At 54.5% G+C, this 17,563-nt stretch carries 15 protein-coding genes; 8 read left to right on the top strand and 7 right to left on the bottom strand.

Annotation, left to right across the window (positions count from 1 at the left end; translation table 11 throughout):
* From HX773_RS14505 to HX773_RS14495, 3 genes are all read right to left on the bottom strand, one after another.
* Nucleotides 1-1,575 (bottom strand): hypothetical protein, encoded by a 1,575-nt coding sequence (locus HX773_RS14505; RefSeq protein ID WP_176972103.1) that lies wholly within the window; start codon nucleotides 1,573-1,575, stop codon nucleotides 1-3.
* A 15-nt stretch (nucleotides 1,576-1,590) separates the two neighbouring features.
* A complete protein-coding gene (locus tag HX773_RS14500; protein WP_176972102.1) occupies nucleotides 1,591-3,063 on the bottom strand; it encodes an OmpA family protein in 1,473 nt (490 codons plus the stop codon).
* Between the two features lie 245 nt (nucleotides 3,064-3,308).
* Nucleotides 3,309-4,217: an AraC family transcriptional regulator gene (locus HX773_RS14495; RefSeq protein ID WP_176972101.1), complete on the bottom strand. Its 909-nt coding sequence runs from the start codon at nucleotides 4,215-4,217 to the stop codon at nucleotides 3,309-3,311.
* 179 nt (nucleotides 4,218-4,396) lie between these two features.
* Between HX773_RS14495 and HX773_RS14490 the strand changes: the two genes are divergently transcribed.
* The 3 genes from HX773_RS14490 to HX773_RS14480 all read left to right on the top strand — a co-directional run bounded on the left by HX773_RS14490 (nucleotide 4,397) and on the right by HX773_RS14480 (nucleotide 7,129).
* Nucleotides 4,397-5,491, top strand: a complete 1,095-nt coding sequence (locus tag HX773_RS14490) for an NADH:flavin oxidoreductase/NADH oxidase (protein WP_176972100.1) — start codon at nucleotides 4,397-4,399, stop codon at nucleotides 5,489-5,491.
* Nucleotides 5,492-5,762: 271 nt separating this feature from the next.
* The gene (locus tag HX773_RS14485; RefSeq protein ID WP_176972172.1) at nucleotides 5,763-6,746 is read left to right on the top strand and encodes an aldo/keto reductase; all 984 of its coding nucleotides are present in this window, start codon (nucleotides 5,763-5,765) and stop codon (nucleotides 6,744-6,746) included.
* Nucleotides 6,747-6,853: 107 nt separating this feature from the next.
* Nucleotides 6,854-7,129 carry a hypothetical protein gene (locus tag HX773_RS14480; protein WP_176972099.1) on the top strand — a complete coding sequence of 92 codons (276 nt, stop codon included), beginning with the start codon at nucleotides 6,854-6,856 and terminating at the stop codon, nucleotides 7,127-7,129.
* Nucleotides 7,130-7,234: 105 nt separating this feature from the next.
* Here HX773_RS14480 and HX773_RS14475 read toward each other — a convergent pair whose 3' ends face one another.
* Together HX773_RS14475 and HX773_RS14470 are read right to left on the bottom strand one after the other, a co-directional pair.
* Nucleotides 7,235-8,338, bottom strand: a complete 1,104-nt coding sequence (locus HX773_RS14475; protein ID WP_176972098.1) for an NADH:flavin oxidoreductase/NADH oxidase — start codon at nucleotides 8,336-8,338, stop codon at nucleotides 7,235-7,237.
* A 216-nt stretch (nucleotides 8,339-8,554) separates the two neighbouring features.
* Entirely contained in the window at nucleotides 8,555-9,061 is a 507-nt protein-coding gene (locus HX773_RS14470; protein ID WP_176972171.1) for an SRPBCC domain-containing protein, read from the bottom strand.
* 164 nt (nucleotides 9,062-9,225) lie between these two features.
* Here HX773_RS14470 and HX773_RS14465 point away from each other — a divergent pair, with 164 nt between their 5' ends.
* Both HX773_RS14465 and eptA read left to right on the top strand, forming a co-directional pair.
* The gene (locus HX773_RS14465; protein WP_176972097.1) at nucleotides 9,226-10,140 is read left to right on the top strand and encodes a LysR family transcriptional regulator; all 915 of its coding nucleotides are present in this window, start codon (nucleotides 9,226-9,228) and stop codon (nucleotides 10,138-10,140) included.
* An 89-nt stretch (nucleotides 10,141-10,229) separates the two neighbouring features.
* Nucleotides 10,230-11,873 (top strand): phosphoethanolamine transferase EptA, encoded by a 1,644-nt coding sequence (gene eptA / locus HX773_RS14460; RefSeq protein ID WP_176972096.1) that lies wholly within the window; start codon nucleotides 10,230-10,232, stop codon nucleotides 11,871-11,873.
* A gap of 182 nt (nucleotides 11,874-12,055) precedes the next feature.
* Here eptA and HX773_RS14455 read toward each other — a convergent pair whose 3' ends face one another.
* Nucleotides 12,056-12,832: an ABC transporter ATP-binding protein gene (locus HX773_RS14455; protein ID WP_176972095.1), complete on the bottom strand. Its 777-nt coding sequence runs from the start codon at nucleotides 12,830-12,832 to the stop codon at nucleotides 12,056-12,058.
* A 194-nt stretch (nucleotides 12,833-13,026) separates the two neighbouring features.
* Here HX773_RS14455 and HX773_RS14450 point away from each other — a divergent pair, with 194 nt between their 5' ends.
* From HX773_RS14450 to HX773_RS14440, 3 genes are all read left to right on the top strand, one after another.
* The gene (locus HX773_RS14450) at nucleotides 13,027-14,100 is read left to right on the top strand and encodes an ABC transporter substrate-binding protein (RefSeq protein ID WP_176972094.1); all 1,074 of its coding nucleotides are present in this window, start codon (nucleotides 13,027-13,029) and stop codon (nucleotides 14,098-14,100) included.
* A 10-nt stretch (nucleotides 14,101-14,110) separates the two neighbouring features.
* Entirely contained in the window at nucleotides 14,111-15,118 is a 1,008-nt protein-coding gene (locus tag HX773_RS14445; protein ID WP_110867221.1) for an ABC transporter permease, read from the top strand.
* A gap of 111 nt (nucleotides 15,119-15,229) precedes the next feature.
* Complete coding sequence (locus HX773_RS14440) at nucleotides 15,230-16,279, top strand: PLP-dependent cysteine synthase family protein (protein ID WP_176972093.1); 1,050 nt, start codon at nucleotides 15,230-15,232, stop codon at nucleotides 16,277-16,279.
* A 75-nt stretch (nucleotides 16,280-16,354) separates the two neighbouring features.
* Here HX773_RS14440 and HX773_RS14435 read toward each other — a convergent pair whose 3' ends face one another.
* A complete protein-coding gene (locus HX773_RS14435) occupies nucleotides 16,355-17,413 on the bottom strand; it encodes an ABC transporter substrate-binding protein (RefSeq protein ID WP_176972092.1) in 1,059 nt (352 codons plus the stop codon).
* Nucleotides 17,414-17,563 lie beyond the last annotated feature (150 nt).

The following is a 17,563-nucleotide window of genomic DNA, read 5'->3' as shown; positions in this document are numbered from 1 at the left end:
TTATCCTCTGGCCTTATTGAGCACGCGCTGCACTTTACGACGACTGAGCAGCGATTCATATGACAGACCCAAATCCTCAGCCACCAAACGCAGTTCTTCATCATCTAAGGCTGTCAAATCGCCTAACTCCGCAATGCGCGCCTTTTCATCGGCGTTAGCAGCAGGTGCCGTTTCCAGTGCCACCGGTGCAAGCGTTGGCGTTGTGGGTTCAAATACCAAAGCCGGTTCTGGCTGATGTACCGGGCGCTCTGGAGCAATGGTTGCACGTGTGGCGTTAAATTGCTGATGCTGATCGTCGGCCAGTGCTTTATCGCGCTGCTTACCGCGCACGTAATCGTCGAAGGTCCGAACATCAGTTTGTGCAATGCTGGCGCTACTGGCGCGTTGCATCGCCATACGATTCTGCAAGCTTGCCAGTTTATCCTGCGCATCACGCTCTACGCGCTCACGGCGCATGGCGTACCACGCGGCAAACTCTTCAGAGCTACTGAAATTACCAATATATTTCGCCGCCAGACGAGATTCGATGCCGACCAGAGAACGGTAATAACCAATCAAAATACCGATAATTTGCACGCCAATGAAAATCACCGACAGAATAATGAAGGTCAATTTGGAGGCGAACACGCGGTTGTCACTGACCTCTTTCGCCGCTTGCTTATCAGCCTGCTGATTATCTTCCACCGCTTGCTGTGGCAACTCAAAAGGTGAAGCGTTGCTCGCCGCGCTGGTTTGGCTAAACGGCGTACCATTAACGGCCTGGGTTTCGGCGGCATTGATGGTTGCCGCACGAATGAAATAGGCACCTACCGCAAAGGTGACGATCAACAGCAGCGTCACAACCGTTTGTACATATTGCGGTTTTGCACCAATACCGTGGTTCACACGGTTGAGCATTTGCAAATAGCTGGGTGCGTCATCATCAATGCGGCTGTTTTCCAGCGACACGCGGTTGTCTTTAACCAACGCCTGCGCATGGCCTTCCAGACGCGCTTCTTTATGCCAGTAGCGGATTTTGCTCAGCAGCGTATTTTTGTGTAACTGCGTGCCCATTAAATGCGTTGCGGGCACCAAAATCACACCAATCAGCACCGAAACCACAATCGCCGACAGCTCCGCCTGGTTCGCAGAGATGTTGTTGGCAATGAATGGCGAAAGTACCAGCGCAAAGATAAAGGCTTCCAGAATGACGAGGGCGATGCTGCATAACCACAACACCACGCTGGTCGGTTTGCGGCCCCGCTCATCCACTTTGTTCAGATAGTTAACGCAGCGCAGATAAAAATCGGCATCGCGGTTGGAGATGCTATGAAACTGATAGAACTTGCCACACAAAGCTTCTTCTGCCGGATGCCAGATGCGTCCGCCGGTGCCCGCACGGCGCGATTCATGGCTACGCGACAAACGGGTGATGTGTCCAAACAACGGTAGGGAACAAAACAGGTTGAGGAAGAAGTAACGAACTTGATCCCACCATTTGATCACGCCAAGTGTTAGCGCCAACAGCCCGAAAAGCGGCCAAAAGATGTAGCGATAGGTGGCGATCGCCTGCATTAAGGTATCTAAAATTTCCATAAGAGAGTTATCCGTTTATCCACGCTGAGGTGCGTAATTGGCCAGCCACGGCTGACGATGGTTGCTATAAAAGAGTTGTCCTTGTTGCGCAGGCTTGCCTGATTTCGGCAGCAAGAGGTCGACGCACGAGATCGGTTGTTGCTGGGCATCGGCGATGTAGACGCGGTAAAGAATGCTGTCTTCCCCTTCCCAACTGTTGGCGACACTTGCCATGCCTTGCAGCGCCTTGCGGTTGCCCTGCGCATAGTTTGGCGTGATGAGCACTTGTGGGTTTTGCGTCACCACCGCACCCTCTTTGAGAACAAACACTGGCGTCAATGTCACCAGGTTGCCATTCACCAATCCTGCCCACGCGCGCCCGTTCATATTGGGCAGATATTCCCGCGTATCATGCTGATCGATCGCCTTACCGCTGGCTAAATTCTTGGCCAGTCCACTGACGCGAGGAAGATCGGTGAGACAGCTACCGCTGACACTGCTGGCCTGCGCCTGACTAATCAGGCTGAAACCTTGCGACAGCGGCTTTAAGTTGCTGGCGAGACCCGTAACCTGTGCGCTAGTGGGCTTGCCACCAAAATCGACAAAGTTAACGGGATTGCTCTCAGCAATGGCTTGAGTGGGTTGGGTCACCACTTCCGGCGCTTTTACTTCAGCGCTTTTTGCCGCAGCCTTCTTGCTCGCTTTACGTGGTGCCGCCCTGGCGGTTGAAGTACGCGCCAGCGTATTTTCAGCAGCAGAGCTGTGGCGCAAATACAGTGGGTTATTGCTTTCCAGCGCCAGACGCTGGCGTAACAGTGTTTCATTCGCCAGCGCCACGATTTCAACCCGGCGGTTTTGTGCCCGACCCGAAAGGGAATCGTTATCCGCCAGTGGACGTGAGGAACCCACGCCCTGGAAATAGAGTTGGCTGGCTTTAATGCCACTTTGCTCCAGTACCAGCCCAACGTTGCGGGCACGCGCTTCAGAAAGTTGCTGATTGTGTTCGGCGTTGCCAGTGGCGTCCGTATGTCCCACCACCAGCAAAACATCGCTGGAGGATTGCTGGCCGCCTTTCATCGCTGTGGCAATTTTTTGCACCTGACGCATGCCGCCGCTGGTCAGTTCTGCACTGTCGATGGCGAACATGGTACCGTCCTCAACTTGTGCAACAATCCCAACCGGCTCCTGCTTGCTGTTCTCCTGCGCCTTAAGCGCCTGAGTGCTAATGCGAATTTTTTCTTCCTGGGCGACTTTAGCCAGCGCCTGTTCACGATTCTGCCAAACGTTTCCGACCACGCATCCCGCTACGCCGCCCGCTAGTCCACCCACCAGAGCTTTCTTTGCGTCATGAGTGACAAGGTAGGTAATGCCGCCACCCAGTGCGGCACCGCCGATACAACCGGCAGCGGTACCGTAATCACGAGCAAAGTCATTCATTGAGGCACAACTGGAAGTCAGAGAAGCGGCGATCAGCACGGATGCGGCTTTTTTAGAAAAGGGTAAATTCACATCAAATCCTTGATTGAAAAATCCTCTGTCGTGCGGAGGAAACAATGATTAATGGTTGAGGCTGATTGATAAAAAAAATTCACAGGTTTGTATCGGCAGCAATGCCGATGACTTTAGACCTCAGTGGCGAATTTCTTCTATTCAAGGAGATAGGGGATTAAAACGGGTTGACGCAGGAGGAAATGATGAAATTACCTTTAGCAATATTATCCAATTACCGCTGGCAAAAGGGCAGCGAATACCCTTTATCCCTCTCCAACTAAACGCATGCGTTTGATATCTCTTTGCGGAGATTCGCCAAACTCGCGTCTGTATTCACGGCTGAACTGCGATGCACTCTCATAACCAACCATCAACGCTGCGCTGTTGGCATCGAGATTTTTACTCAACATTTGCTGTCTGGCTTCCTGTAGTCGTAGCTTTTTCTGGTATTGCAAAGGGCTGACACCGGTCATAGCGCGAAAATGCTGACGAAACGTCGATGGACTCATAAAAGCATTCGCTGCCAGTTCCTCCATGCTGACAGGCCGCGTGAAGTTTTGTTTCAACCAGCCAACAATCCTGGAAATATTCTGACTGGGCGAACCGGCGGTAGCGATATGTCTCAACTGCGGACCATGGTTGCTGGCTAATAAGCGCATCACAATCTCTTGCTGGATAAGCGGTTCAAGATGAGTAATTAAATCCGGTTCATCCAGTAACTTAATTAAGCGGCTTAACGCATCAATCAACCCCTCATCCAGAGGTTCGACTGACAGTGGATTGAGCGGTATTTCCTTGCTGGGCCTGGCGGGTGGCATCAGCGCGGCAATCTGCACTACCACGCGAGGATCAAGCGTTAACATCAAGCCTAAAAAAGGCTCACGCTGACTGGCCCGAGTCACATGCGATACCACCGGCAAATCGATGGTTGTGAGCAGAGACTCGCCCGCGCTGTAATGCGTCGGTTTCCCCGCCAGCATGATCTCTTTTGCTCCCTGCACAACCACACCCAAACCCATCTGATAAATACAGTGCACTGGCAACGTTGCCATATTGCGGCGATGAACAGAAAGTGAAGCTATAGCGGTTAAGTGGTCCCCATCGTTTTGGGCAATCCTGCTAATCAGCGCAGCCAATTTTTCAACGCCAGAATTCAAATCATTATCGACCATTTAAGCCTACCACCTGCCCCAGATTCAATCCGGCGATTTTACCATCAGTAAAATTCAATATGTACCCTTCGAGGCACATGCATCGTTTTAGGCAATTCTCTCGGCAGATCCGACAAGCCTGGCAGGCAAAAGCCGCCCCATAATAGGTCAACACTTAATCTGATGAGCCGAGACTAAAAATGCCTGATTTATTTGATTCCTACACGCTTAAAGACATTACCCTTCGCAATAGAATCGTTGCGTCACCGATGTGCCAATATCAGGCTGACGATGGATTCATTAACGACTGGCACAAGTCACATTACTCGATGCTGGCAAACGGAGGCGTGGGTTTACTCATCGTTGAGGCAACCGCCGTTTTGCCTGAAGGACGTATCACTCCGGGTGACCTTGGCCTGTGGAGCGATGCTCATACTGAAGGATTCACATCTGTTGCCTCAGCGATCAAACAAACCGGGGCGGTAGCGGGAATTCAGCTTGGCCATGCGGGTAGAAAAGCGGGATGCACTCCTCCGTGGCTGGGTGGCGCGCCTTTAGATCAGCAGGATCCAAACGCATGGATTCCGGTTGCTGCCAGCGCAGTGCCCTACGTGCAAGATAGTGATTACGTTCCTCATGAGATGTCTTTAGAGGAAATCCAGCACACCATTAATGCTTTCCAACAGGCTGCGCGTCGCGCTACGGAAGCTGGATTTGAGTGGCTTGAACTTCATTTTGCACACGGCTTTCTGGCTCAAACATTCCTTTCAACAAAAACCAACTTTCGTGAAGATCACTATGGCGGCTCTTTAGCGAATCGTGCACGTTTTATGCTTGATGTTGTTGAGGCCGTAAAGTCCGTCTGGCCTGCACACCTGCCACTCACCGCCCGACTCGGTGTCATCGAATTTGATGCCTGTCCTGAACACAGCTTTGCTGAATCTCTGGAAGTCATCCGCTGGCTGAAAAAAGCCGGCATCGACTTTGTTGATGTGGGTTTGGCGCTCTCAACTCCCGATGAGCAGGTACCTTGGGGGCCAAATTTCATGGTTCCCTACGCGGAACGAGTGCGTAGAGAAACCGGCATTCCCGTAGCAACGAGTTGGATGATCACCAGAGCCAGCGATGCTAACGATTTTATCCAGGATGCAAAACTAGACCTGGTGTTTTTTGCCCGCACGCTATTGGCCAATCCGCACTGGGTTTTCCAGGCAGCACGCGAACTGAATGTCAGCTCACCCGAGTCAGTATTACCAGTGCCTTATGCGTATTGGCTGAAGAATTGGGCGCAATAATTTCCCAACGTTTTTTGCTGACAGGCAGCTTATCGCAGCGCTGCCGCTTAACGTCATTCATCCTCTGGAGATCACCATGAAAATAAAAAAATTCGATGCTTCGGCTGAGGCATTCCCGACCTCGCCAGGAACAATCAGTCGGCGCAGTTTTATATCCAGAACAGCAATGATCAGCGCAGGTATGGCCTTTAGCTCGCTGTCGTGGGGTGCCTCCACATCCGTTGCTCCCGGGGCACAGAAAAATACCGATTCATCGCAAGCAGGAGAGATTATGTCAACGCGCAAACTTGGTAATCTTACCGTCTCAGCACTGGGCGCAGGCTGTATGAGCATCAGTGCCAACTACGGTCCGGCGGCCGACCGTCATCAGGGTATCCGTACACTGCGGGAAGCACATGATAAGGGCGTTACGTTCTTCGATACGGCGGAAGTGTATGGTCCCTACACCAATGAAGAGTTGGTTGGAGAAGCCTTAGCGCCAATTCGTGATCAGGTCATCATTGCCAGTAAATTTGGCTTCGATATCAAAAACGGTGGACTAAACAGTCAGCCTCAGCATATTCGTCAGGTTGTTGAAGAATCGCTTCGCCGACTGAAAACCGATCGTATTGATCTCTATTATCAGCATCGGGTTGATCCCAATGTGCCAATAGAAGACGTCGCTGGCACCATCAAAGATCTGATTAGCGAAGGAAAAATCCTGCATTTTGGCCTTTCCGAAGCCAGCCCTGAAACCATTCGCCGCGCCCATGCTGTGCAGGCCGTAACGGCCGTCCAGACGGAGTACTCGGCAATGAACCGCGATCCGGAGCACAACAGCGTTCTGCAAACCTGTGAAGCGTTGGGTATTGGATTTGTTCCCTGGGGGCCCGTTGGAATGGGTTATTTAACCGGGACACTGAACGCGCAATCCCATTTTGATGCGGACAAAGATCTGCGGGCTGGCTTTGACCGCTTCTCACCTGAAAATCTGGCAGCCAATCAGCCGTTTTTGCATCTGCTAAGAAAAATGGGTGCAGAAAAAAATGCCACGCCCTCTCAGATTGCCCTGGCATGGTTACTGGCACAAAAACCCTGGATTGTGCCGATTCCAGGTACCAGAAACAGGAATCATCTGCATGAAAATCTGGGCGCATTAAACATTCGATTTACGCCAGCAGAATTAAGCGAAATGAATACGGCGCTGTCTGCCTTAAAAGTTCACGGTGGCAGGATGAACAGACAACAAATGCAGATTGTTCAGCCATCTTCATAACCCTGCCTGCATCCTAAAAACCAGGATTTTTCGCAAGCTGCTTCTCATCCTCTAAAGTTTAAGCATAAGAGGACGAAAATCCTTTTAGACATTCTGGAGGATAGCGTATGTGTAAAGTCTTGGTTTTATTGTCCGGCCTGATGATGCTGCAAACGGCGATGGCCGCTGATGGCACGATTAGCTTCAGCGGTGCGATTGTGGAACCGTCCTGCACCACGGCCACTCAGCTGCAAGGGACTTCCGTTACCTGCACGCGCGAAGGTGTTGATAAAGTGCGCACTATTGCACTCAATCAGTCACAACAAGCGCTGCCTTATCAATTGGGTACCGTGCGCGTGAAATCGGTTAATAATCTTAAGTTTATTGAAGTGACGTACAAATAAGCTGAGCCGAAAATTCCGTTAAGTGTGAAGCGGTCGCCATGAATGGCGACCCTACGGGATTTTGTAAGGTGCGCATTCATGCGCACCTTCATACATAGGCTTAACTTAAGCCTCACTCACCCGATAACGCTCCAGCCAGTGCGCGTAAGGCGCGGGCAGCACCCATGATGGCTCACTCTTATCCAGCGCCAGCGCGGCCTGATATGCCCAGTTTGGATTTTTCAGGTGCGCACGCCCCACCATCACCAGATCCAGCTGACCTTTCTCGATGGTTTGATTAGCAATCGCCGGTGCATCAATGCCCCACGCCGAAGCCACAGGGATATTCGCTTCAAGGCGCACCCGCTCAGCGATCGACGCCAGGAACGCGGGACCCCACGGAATATTGGCATCCGGCGTGGAGAAGCCCACGCTGACGCTCAGCAAATCAAGACCCTTTTCACGCCACTGTTTGGTCAGCGTGATGGATTCCTGCAGCGTCTCTTCATCGCGGCCATCAAACTCCAGCACGCCAAAACGCGCCGTCAGCGGCAGATTTTCTGGCCATACCGCGCGCACCGCATCGAAGGTTTCATGCAGGAAGCGGCTGCGACCCGCCAAATCGCCACCGTATTCATCCGTGCGCTGATTGGCGTGCACCGAGAAGAAACTCTGCGCCAGATAGCCGTGCGCGAAGTGCAGCTCCAGCCATTCGAAACCAGCATCACGCGCGCGTTGAGCGGCACGCACAAAGTCGTCGCGCACGCGCTGAATATCCGCATGCGTCATGGCTTGTGGCACGCGCGGCAGGTTTTGACCAAACGCCACCGCTGATGGCGCAATGGTTTCCCAACCGGCAGCGTCATCGGCGGCGATATGGTCGTCACCTTCCCACGGCTTATTGGCGCTGGCTTTGCGTCCGGCATGACCAATCTGAATGCCCGGCACCGCACCTGACGCTTTGATTTCACGCGCAATCTGCGCCAGCTTTTCCGCCTGCTCGTCGTTCCAGATGCCAAGGCAAGCGGGAGTGATGCGCCCTTCCGGCGATACTGCGGTGGCTTCGACGATCACCAATCCCGCGCCGCCGCGCGCCAGGCTGTTGTAATGCACGCGATGCCACTCGTTACTCATGCCATCCACGGCACTGTATTGGCACATCGGTGGCACGGCGATGCGGTTACGCAGCGTGACATCTTTCAAGGTAAAGGGCGTAAATAGGCCTGACATAACCACCTCTGAATCTGATTAAAGCAAAATGATCTGCTTGCCGCTGAAGTTGCGATGTTGCAACGCCAGCAGCTGCGCAGGTAATTGATCGCCAGCAGTTTATCCGCCAGACGCGCGGCCTGTTCCGCGCCGATGTGTCGCTTCGGCATTGTGCATTAAATCACTCAGGCAGCGCTTCGCACCCTGTGCGTGCGGTGGTCGCCATGAATGGCGACCCTACGGTTGAGCGGCAGCAATCAGGCCATTCAGCCAATCCTGATGACCGTTAATCATCGGGTTTGGCTGCGCTTTTGCCAGCTCAACCGCCGGTTTGCCGTTTTGCGTTTCCTGAGTAAGGATGCGCACGCGATTATCGGAAAGATCTTCAATCAACCACGCATGCAGCACGTCCAGCCGATCGTCGCTGCCCGGCTCGCCCGCCCAGCCGTGCCATGAAACGCGCGCCGGTTCGCCCGCTGCAGGCGCCACATATTCAGTGACCTGCGCTTCAACCGGGAAGCCAAAGGTTTCAAAGTAGAAACGCACGCCCTGCTCAAGCTCGGGGCCTTTGTTGTCATAAAAGCGCGCGTTGGCGGAGTTCTGGTAGTAACTCGGCCACAATGCTGGCGTGTTGAGCAGTGGCCAGATATCGGCGGTTGTCAGGCCAGCGACGATCACTTCATTCGAGCAATAATTATCAGTAAAACCAGGCACAAAGCCTTCGGGCCAGTTAATCGCGTTCATTTTCATCGGGTCAATCTCAGGGTTAAAAGTGGGTTGGTATTGGACAGACGCAGTATCCGGCGGGCAGAGACATAAGACCAATCGCCATTTTTTATTTGTGATATCACTTACTGTGATATCTGCATCACGCTATGCTTGCTGCATCCCCGTTGAAGATGAAAACCATGAAAAACGATCTCCGCACCTTGGATCTCAACTTACTGAAAGCGCTGGACGCCTTACTTGATGAGCGCAGCGTGACGCGCGCGGCGGAGCGTTTATCGCTGACGCAGCCGGCGGTCAGCGGCATGTTGACGCGGTTACGTGAATGTTTTGACGATCCGCTCTTTACCCGCACGCAACGCGGCATTGTGCCGACGCTGCGCGCGCTGGAAATGGCGCTGCCGGTAAAAAACATTCTGACGGAAGTGAGTACGCTGCTGCAGCCGAAGCAATTTGATCCGGCCACCGCAGAGATGACCATCAACATTGCCGCCACCGATTACGCGCTGCGCGCGGTGATCGTGCCGTTTATGGCGGCGTTGCGTCAGCAGGCGCCGGGGATTCGCGTGGCGGTGTTGCCGGTGAACAATGAGCAGTTGGCGTCACAGTTCGAACGCGGATCGGTGGATATCGCCTTAATCACGCCCGATACCGCGCCGCCCGAACTGCATGCCCGCGCGTTGTACGCTGAAGAGTATGTTTGCCTGATGCGCGACGATCATCCGCTAGCCCACCTTGAAAATCTCACGCTAGACGATTTCTGCTCGCAGGATCACGCGCTGGTGTCTTATCTCGGCGGGAGTTTTCATGGCGTCACCGATGCCGCACTCAACGCGATGGGACGCTCGCGCCGCGTCACGCTTTCGGTGTGTAGTTTTCTGGTGCTGCCGGAGATTTTGCGCGTCAGCGATTTGATCAGCGTGGTGCCGCGTCTTCTGGCGCTGCACCACGCGGGATTGAAAGTCTTCGCGCCGCCGCTGGAGATTCAGGGTTTCACTAAAACCGTGGCGTGGCACGAAAGAACGCACCGCGATGCCGGACATCGCTGGTTGCGCGAATTATTGTTCACCACGGTCAGCCGCAATGATGCTGTCTAAAGATAAATCTGCCTGACAGGATTCAGCCTAAGGTTCACTTAACCTTCATTTCTTAATCTGGCGCCATCTTCACTATTACGGATGGACCAATGACGTTTTCGCTGCGCAAAAGACCGACGCTAAGTCGGCTGACTCTTATTTCGCTATTTTCCATTTATATTGCGGTGTTTCTGAATATTGCCTTTTATCGACAGGTAATTGCAGCGATGCCGCTCGATACGCTGCGCACGACATTCGTTTTCGCCTCAATGCCGCTGGTGGCTTTTAGCGTGATCAACATTATTGCTACGCTCGCCTCTTTTGTCTGGCTCGACCGGCTTATTCTTGCGCTATTCGTATTGGTGGCGGCTGCCGCGCAATATTTCATCTGGAGCTTCGGCATTGTTATTGATCGCTCGATGATCGTGAATATTCTGGATACCACGCCGTCTGAATCCTTTGCTTTATTGTCGCCGAAGTTAATTATTACGCTGGGTGGCAGCGGCCTGCTTGCTGCCCTTTTGCTGTTCTGGATTCGGGTTAAACACAACGAATCTCTGTGGAAAAATATCGCCAAACGCGCCGCGTCGATTGCGGTGTCGGTAATCTGCATCACCTTAGTGGCGACGTTTTTTTATAAGGATTACGCCTCACTGTTTCGTAATCAAAAAGAGCTGATTAAATCGCTCAGCCCGTCGAATTCGATTGTGGCGACACTTTCCTGGTATAACCACAGCCGCACCGCCAATTTGCCGCTGGTGAAAATTGGCTTAGATGCCAAACAAAAACCGCAGATGCTGGCAGGTGCAAAGCGCAATCTGACGATTTTGGTGGTGGGTGAAACCACGCGCGCGGTGAATTTCCAGCTCAATGGTTATGGCCGCGAAACCACGCCGTTGCTGGCAAAAGATGACGTCTCTTATTTCCCCAATACGCAATCCTGCGGCACCGCTACCGCGGTCTCTTTGCCGTGCATGTTCTCGAATATGCCGCGCGCGCATTATGACGATCAGCTCGCTGAACATCAGGAAGGCATGCTCGATATTATCCAGCGCGCCGGCGTGCAGGTTTTATGGAATGACAATGACGGCGGCTGTAAAGGTGCCTGCGATCGCGTCCCGCATCAGGATATGACTAGCCTGAATCTGGCGGATATGTGTCACGATGGGGAGTGTTATGACGAGATATTATTCCACGGTATCGAGGACTATATTAAAAACCTCAAAGGCAACGGCGTAATTGTATTGCATACCATTGGCAGTCACGGCCCAACTTATTACAACCGTTATCCGCCGCAGTTTAAAAAGTTCACGCCGACCTGCGACACCAATCAAATTCAGGATTGTTCACAACAGCAGCTGGTGAATACCTACGACAACACCATTCTGTATATCGATTACATTGTCGATAAAGCGATCAATGTATTGAAGGCGCATCAGGATCAATACACCACCAGCCTGGTTTATTTATCGGATCACGGTGAGTCGTTGGGGGAAAATGGCGCTTATTTGCACGGTATGCCGTATGCGATTGCACCGGATGTGCAGAAACATGTGCCGATGCTGATTTGGCTGTCAGCGGATTATCAGCACCGTTATGGCGTGAGTAAAACCTGTGTCGATAAGCAAGCGGCGCATCAGGGGTATTCGCAGGATAATCTGTTCTCCACACTGCTGGGATTGACCGGGATTCAGACCAGTGAGTATCAACCTGCGGATGATATTTTGGCCGGTTGCCGGGGGACGCAGAGTTAAATGTTAGGAGGTCGCCATAAATGGCGTAAGGCTCGTCAGTTAAGACATGAAAACCCTTAATTACCGAGAGCACACATTGTAGCGGCGCAATTCATTGCGCGATAAATCGCGCCGCTACGGAATGTGCGGTGATTTGATACGGTGCTTAACTGATCGGCATTACGCCATTCATGGCGACCGCATCACGCTGCCACCCGATCCGCACCCAACAAATCCAATATCCTGCTGCGCAGCGCCACCAGCTGCGGATCGTCTCGACGACGCGGCCACGGCAGATCAACCTCAATCACATCCACCACTTTCGCCGGTCTTGGGCTGAACACCACCACGCGATTCGCCATTACCAGCGCTTCCTCGACATCGTGCGTCACCATCAGCGTGGTGAACTGTTGCTCCTGCCACAGATCAACAATCTCCTGCTGCATCCGCAACCGCGTTAGGGAATCGAGCTTGCCGAGCGGCTCATCGAGGATCAGCAAACGCGGCACGTTAACCAGCGCGCGAGCCAACGCCGCACGCTGCGCCATGCCGCCGGAGAGCTGATGCGGCCAGGCGCGGGCAAACTGCCTGAGGCCGACGCGATCCAGCATCGCGTTAATACGTTGTTCGCGCAGCGGGCGGCTCTCTCCACGAATCTGTAAACCGAGGCCGACGTTGTCATAGACGGTGCGCCACGGATAGAGCGTGGGATCCTGAAACACCACCACGCGCGACGGATCCGGCGCGGTAATCGCTTTACCCTCCTCCGCCAGTAACCCGCTGGCTGGCGGTTCGAGCCCGGCCAGCAAACGCAGCAGCGTCGATTTGCCGCAGCCGGACGGCCCCAGCAGCGCGACAAATTCACCGGCCTTCACCTGCAAATTAATATTCTCCAGCACCGGTAAATCTTCGCCTTCTAACGTGAAGTGATGATTCACCTTCTCAATCGCAATATTAACGCCCGCCGAGGTCGTGGCCATATTTCCGCTCCTGCTTGATATGCTAAGAAATAAAGCATAAGCCGCGCCTTTCCCACATCGAAATAGCCATTTCGGCAAACCTATCCGCAAATATTCATAATGAAAAACTGCATGATGTCATGCGGGATTGTTATTTGGTCGCGCTAATTGCCTTTGCCATAGTGCCTGTGAACTTTATCTACAAGGAAGACAGGATGGCATTTCAACAATTCTCTCTGAGCCGCCGCGCGTTATTACGCGGGCTGGGTCTCTTTAGTGCCGGCGTGGCGGTGAATCCATTGCTGAGCAGCAACGTGTTTGCCGACGATAAATCCCTTAAAACCATCAAGCTGGCCTGGGGACAAACCGCAGTGTGTCAGTCACCAATTTCGGTGGCGCTGAAGCAAGGTTTCTTTAAAAAGTACGGCTTGAATGTTGAGCCGGTCAACTTCAGCGGCCCCACCGATGCGCTGTTACAGGCGATTGCCACCGGTCAGGCCGATGGCGGCATCGGCATGGCGCTGCGCTGGCTGAAGCCGCTGGAGCAGGGTTTTGATGTTGATCTTACGGTCGGCACGCACGGCGGCTGCATGCGTTTACTCGCGCCGCAGAACAGCGGCATCCGTGATGTGAAAGATTTGGTGGGCAAATCGGTGGCGGTGAGCGATCAGGCCAGCCCGATTCGTAACTTCTTCGCCATTCAGCTGGCGAAACAGGGCATCGATCCCGATAAGCAGGTCAACTGGCTGCAATATCCGCCCGACCTGTTCGGCGAAGCGCTGCGCAAAGGCGAAGTGCAGGCGCTGGCCACCGACGATCCGCAGGGCTGGCTGCTGAAGAAGCAGCACGATCTGGTGGAAGTCGATAACAACCTGAAAGGCGAATACGCCAACCTCACCTGCTGCGTGCTGGGCCTGCGCGGCTCGCTGGTGCGCGACGATCCCGCCACCGCGCGTGCTATCACCCAGGCGATTGTCGATGCGCAGCAGTGGACCGCCGAACATCCGGAAGAGACGGCGAAAATATTCCAGCCGTTTGTGCCCGGCTCCGTCGCGGTGGCGGATATCGCCGCGATGCTGAAAGAGCACACTCACAGCCATCACTCCACCGGCGTGAAGCTGCGCAAAGAGGTGGCGGTGTATATCGATGAGCTGAAGAAAATCAATGTGATCCGCCCGGATACCGATGCGCAGCGCTTCGCCGAACACTATGTGCCGGAGCTGTTGCCAGCGGAATCCGCCCATCAGCACGCCAGCAATATGGCGCACATGAGCAACATGTCCAGCTAAGGAGACGAGAATGGCCAGTGAAACCCTGACGATTGCCCGCAACCGTGATGTGCCGCGCCGCCTTCAACCGGCGGTTTGGGCTGCGCTCCTGCTGTGGTGGGCGCTGGTCGCGCTAATGGTGGCGGTGCCGGATAAGCCGCAGGGTTTTGCCGCCCCGCGCTTTGTCAATGAAACGCACGAGCTGTTCGCTGCTATTGCGCTGCTTCTCACTGGGCTGGCGATTGCCTCGGGCCTGTTCCCGCGACTGACGTTACTCGCGCCGCTCAAACGCAGCGGTCCGTGGCTGATTGTGCTGGCGCTGCTGATTGGCCTGTGGGAAACCGTCACCGGCAAACTGGCGCTGCTGCCCGCGCCGTTTTTTGCCCCGCCGCGTGCGCTGGTAGAAGCCTACGCCACCGACTGGCCGCGCCTGCTGGATAGTGTGCTCAATTCGCTGCGTCTGCTGGCGTTCGGCTTTATCTACGGCAGCGTGGTTGGCTTTATTACCGGCGTGGCGATTGGCTGGTCGCGCGGCTTGGGTTATTGGGTGCATCCGATTCTGCGCTTCCTTGGCCCGGTGCCTTCTACTGCGCTGCTGCCGCTGTCGCTCTACTTCTTCCCATCAAGCTTCTCGGCGGCGGTATTCCTGATTGCGCTGGCGACCTGGTTCCCGGTGACGGTGCTGACCTGGTCGGGCGTCTCCAGCGTTGATACGCGTTATTACGATGTGGCGCGCACGCTCGGTGCCAATTCGCTGTTCCTCGTGTTGCGCGTGGCGGTGCCGGCAGCGCTGCCGCACTTGTTTGTCGGCCTGTTTATGGGTTTGGGCGCGTCGTTCTCGGTGCTGGTGGCGGCGGAGATGATGGGCGTGAAGTCCGGGCTCGGCTGGTATCTGCAGTGGGCGCAAGGCTGGGCGGCTTACGCCAATATGTACGCCGCGCTGATTGTGATGGCGCTGCTGTTCTCGTCGCTGATCTCCCTGCTGTTCCTGGTGCGCGATCGCCTGCTGTCATGGCAGCGCAGCGCGGTGAAATGGTAACGACATACATTGCGCAAAAAATTGCGCCGCTACGGATGGGTGCACATACCGTAGCGGCGCGATTTATCGCGCATTCATTCAGGCTCATATCATCTATTTCTGAGGTCGATTATGGCTGCAAAAATCTCTGCTTCTATCACTGAATTGATTGGCAACACGCCGCTGCTGCGCCTGTCTCGCTACGCACAACAGCACGATATTCAGGCGGATTTGGTCGCCAAACTCGAACTGTTTAACCCCAATCACAGCGTGAAAGATCGCATCGCCCTCAGCATGATTGAAGCCGCCGAACGCAACGGCATTATCCAGCCCGGCGATACGCTGGTTGAAACCACCAGCGGCAATACCGGCATTGGTTTAGCGGCGATTGCGGCGGCCAAAGGCTACAAGTTCCGCGTCTATATCAATGATTTCGTTAGCATCGAACGCAGCCAGATTATTCAGGCGTACGGTGCCGAAGTGGTGCCGTTCAGCACCATTGAAGGCTTTAAAGCGTTTTACGATGCCAGCAACGGTGATTTCGTCGCCGCCACCAAATGGCTGGCCGAGCAGGTCACTGCGGCGGAACCGGAGGTGCACTTCCTGCTGCAGCTTGATAATCCGGCCAATCCGGCGGTGCATGAGCGCACCACCGGGCCGGAAATCTGGCGTGACAGCGGCGGCGAGCTGGATATCTTTATCGCCGCAGTCGGCACCGGCGGCACGCTCTCCGGCACCGGACGCTATCTCAAACAGCAGCATCCGGGATTACAGGTGATCGCCGTGGAGCCGGGCGTGGGTTCACAGCCGAGCGAACTGCGCCCGGATCCGCTGGAAATCACCGGCGTGCATGCGTTTAGCAACCAGACGCCAGAGCGCATTCCTGCCAATCTCGATCACCGCGTTTACGATGAGGTGATCGCGGTGGAAACCTGGCAGGCGTACACGGCAGCGCGGCAGCTGGCGCTGAGCGAAGGCGTGCTGGTGGGGGATTCGTCCGGTGCAGTGTTGTGGGCGGCACAACAGGTTGCAGCGCGACCAGAGAATCGTGGCAAGCGCATTGTGGTGTTGCTGGCCGATGGCGGCAGCAGTTATTTGACCACCCAGCTGTTCGCGCATCAGGTACCAGCGGAATCGCTGAAGCTGGCAAGCGCCGTGCAAACCTCCAGGAAAATTGCCTAATAATGCGCAATAAATTGCGCCGCTACAAAATCCTGCACGTATTCGTAGCGGCGCGATTTATCGCGCGCTGTTAATTTAAACCAGCACGTTGCTGGTAATCCCTTTGGCAAACAACAGCGGATCGGTTTCCGGTCGCAACACGTTGATCGCCTTTAAATCGCGCGCATACACGTCGATCTCATTCACAAACGCGTTCCCCACCGAATAGTGTCCGTGTGTATGGGTTTTCAACACGCTGGCGATCTCCTGCGGCGTGGTGTTGAGCGCCTGGCCGTTAAACTCGCTGCCAATCGCTTCCGGGTGTTTGGCCGCATAGGCATGCGCCTGCAAAATCGCGTGGGTGATCGCCGCCGCCACTTCCGGCTGCTCGCGAATCAAACTGCCGCGCGTGCCCACCACACAGCAACTCAGTTTGGCGTACTCGTCCATTAAGTTGGTTCCAATCTCGCGGTAGCCCGGCTTCTGGGTTAAGCGCCACATCACCGGATCGGAACCGCTGGCGGCCTGAATCTCGCCCTTCTCCAGCACCATCGGCAGCAAATCCTGCGGGAACACGCGCCAGTCGACATCGGTATTGGGATCGACGCCGTGTTTTTTCAGCATCAGCGAGAAGAAGTTTTTATCCGCGCCCGCCATGTCGGTGACGCCAATGGTTTTGCCTTTCAGCTGCTCCAGCGTGGTCGGCCCGCCATCGCGCGCCAGCAGGCGCATACAGCCGCCGTGCGTGCCGGCGGTGAGTTTGACGTCAAAGCCCTGCTCCAGCGCTTTCAGCCAGCGCAGCGCCATACCAATGGCAGCTTCGGCTTTGCCGGTGGCGATGGATTCCAGCAGCAGTTCGGTTGAGTTGCCGAAGTTAACAAACTCCACTTCCAGGTTGTGCGCTTTAAAGAAGTTATGCTGATCGGCCACCACCACCGGCGCGAGGCAGATGGCGTTGAGATTCACCGCCAGACGCACATGCGTCGGCTTCGCCAGCGCCCATTTTCCGGGGCCATCTTGCAGTAAATCGCCGGGCATCTGCATACCCGACATATGATCGTCGGCAAACACGCGGCCCGGTAACGTTGCCGCCAGCGCCGCTGCGGCGGAATATCCCAGAAAATGCCGACGGGAAACTAAATAATTATTTGGCATTAAATGACTCCCAAAAATAAATGCAGGTGAAGGTGTTGACCTAATTAATGGCATGCACATAAACAGCCATTGCAAATTAACACTTCAACCGGCGGCAGAATTATGCCGATTCCGCATGTATATAGCCGGTTTATTGCTTTTACAGCGGTG

The organism is Pantoea sp. B9002 (assembly GCF_013385945.1).
GTDB lineage: Bacteria > Pseudomonadota > Gammaproteobacteria > Enterobacterales > Enterobacteriaceae > Pantoea.
Note: the sequence above shows the minus strand (reverse complement) of the source record. Positions and strands in the feature narration are given on the sequence as shown.

What these genes read in the sequence shown, in the direction of transcription:
- HX773_RS14505 (WP_176972103.1), bottom strand. Translation starts at nt 1,575, where the DNA reads ATGGAAATTTTAGATACCTTAATGCAGGCGATCGCCACCTATCGCTAC.
- HX773_RS14475 (WP_176972098.1), bottom strand. Translation starts at nt 8,338, where the DNA reads ATGTCAGGCCTATTTACGCCCTTTACCTTGAAAGATGTCACGCTGCGT.
- HX773_RS14440 (WP_176972093.1), top strand. Translation starts at nt 15,230, where the DNA reads ATGGCTGCAAAAATCTCTGCTTCTATCACTGAATTGATTGGCAACACG.
- eptA (WP_176972096.1), top strand. Translation starts at nt 10,230, where the DNA reads ATGACGTTTTCGCTGCGCAAAAGACCGACGCTAAGTCGGCTGACTCTT.
- HX773_RS14445 (WP_110867221.1), top strand. Translation starts at nt 14,111, where the DNA reads ATGGCCAGTGAAACCCTGACGATTGCCCGCAACCGTGATGTGCCGCGC.
- HX773_RS14480 (WP_176972099.1), top strand. Translation starts at nt 6,854, where the DNA reads ATGTGTAAAGTCTTGGTTTTATTGTCCGGCCTGATGATGCTGCAAACG.
- HX773_RS14450 (WP_176972094.1), top strand. Translation starts at nt 13,027, where the DNA reads ATGGCATTTCAACAATTCTCTCTGAGCCGCCGCGCGTTATTACGCGGG.
- HX773_RS14465 (WP_176972097.1), top strand. Translation starts at nt 9,226, where the DNA reads ATGAAAAACGATCTCCGCACCTTGGATCTCAACTTACTGAAAGCGCTG.
- HX773_RS14470 (WP_176972171.1), bottom strand. Translation starts at nt 9,061, where the DNA reads ATGAACGCGATTAACTGGCCCGAAGGCTTTGTGCCTGGTTTTACTGAT.
- HX773_RS14495 (WP_176972101.1), bottom strand. Translation starts at nt 4,217, where the DNA reads ATGGTCGATAATGATTTGAATTCTGGCGTTGAAAAATTGGCTGCGCTG.
- HX773_RS14490 (WP_176972100.1), top strand. Translation starts at nt 4,397, where the DNA reads ATGCCTGATTTATTTGATTCCTACACGCTTAAAGACATTACCCTTCGC.
- HX773_RS14435 (WP_176972092.1), bottom strand. Translation starts at nt 17,413, where the DNA reads ATGCCAAATAATTATTTAGTTTCCCGTCGGCATTTTCTGGGATATTCC.
- HX773_RS14455 (WP_176972095.1), bottom strand. Translation starts at nt 12,832, where the DNA reads ATGGCCACGACCTCGGCGGGCGTTAATATTGCGATTGAGAAGGTGAAT.
- HX773_RS14485 (WP_176972172.1), top strand. Translation starts at nt 5,763, where the DNA reads ATGTCAACGCGCAAACTTGGTAATCTTACCGTCTCAGCACTGGGCGCA.